Raw genomic sequence first — 1,076 nt, forward strand, 5'->3', positions numbered from 1 at the left:
TGCGAGCGATCGCCAAGGTATAGTCCACTGCTTCATCACTGCCTAAATCACTGGGGATCCAGCCCAGTCCACTAGCATTTTGGCGTACCCACTCAAACATACCAAAAATCAAAATCCAGTTAAAAACGGATATGAGAGCAATACGTTTAATCAGGTTTTTCGACAGCAGAGGCTCATTGGGAAGGCGCGGCTCGCGGTTCATTAGATTATAGGACTTAGGCTCAAAGGCTAGGGGAATCGTCATGGCAATCGAGTTCACCATATTCAGCCACAGCACCTGCAGAGACAAAATCGGTAAGATATCCCCCCGCCCTATGAGTACGCTTAACAAGATAGTCATTGACTCACCACCATTCACCGGCAAGATGAAGGCGATCGCCTTCATCAGATTACGAAAGACAGCTCGCCCCTCTTCCACAGCTGCTTCGATAGAGGCAAAGTTATCATCCGTTAGCACCATATCAGCAGCTTCCTTAGCCACCTCCGTCCCTGCTTTGCCCATAGCAATGCCAATATCTGCTTGCTTGAGCGCTGGTGCATCATTCACCCCGTCCCCAGTCATTGCCACCACATGACCGCGGGCCTGGAGGGCTTCCACCAACCGCAGCTTTTGCTCAGGCGCGACTCGGGCAAAGACCGTGCCATCTTGAACCGCATTGGCTAGCGTTTGGGTATCCATCTCCGCCAAATCCTTGCCCGTAAAGGACAAAATCGTGTCTTGAGAACTGAGACGCATCCGTTTGGCGATCGCTGAGGCCGTCACCTGATGATCCCCCGTGATCATTTTTACCTGGATGCCCGCTGATTTACAGGCCCGCACGGCGGCGATCGCTTCTGCTCTGGGTGGATCGATCATGCCTTGAAGACCGATAAATATCAATCCTGTTTGAATATCATCGTGATCAACGGTCTGCCCATGAGCCGGTTTATAGGCAAAGGACAGCACCCGTAAGCCCCGAGAAGCCATATGGTCAACCTGCTCAAAAATATGCTGAGGATCAATGGGATGAGTCGATCCATCGGCAGCCAAAACCTGTTGACAGCGCGATACAATTGCCTCCGTCGATCCCTTCACA

General features: G+C 51.7%; 1 protein-coding gene. It reads right to left on the reverse strand.

Annotation, left to right across the window (positions count from 1 at the left end):
* Window positions 1-1,076: HAD-IC family P-type ATPase (locus V6D20_00665; protein ID HEY9814309.1), on the reverse strand; the 1,076-nt coding region annotated here is incomplete at both ends.

The organism is Candidatus Obscuribacterales bacterium (genome assembly GCA_036703605.1).
Taxonomy (GTDB): domain Bacteria; phylum Cyanobacteriota; class Cyanobacteriia; order RECH01; family RECH01; genus RECH01.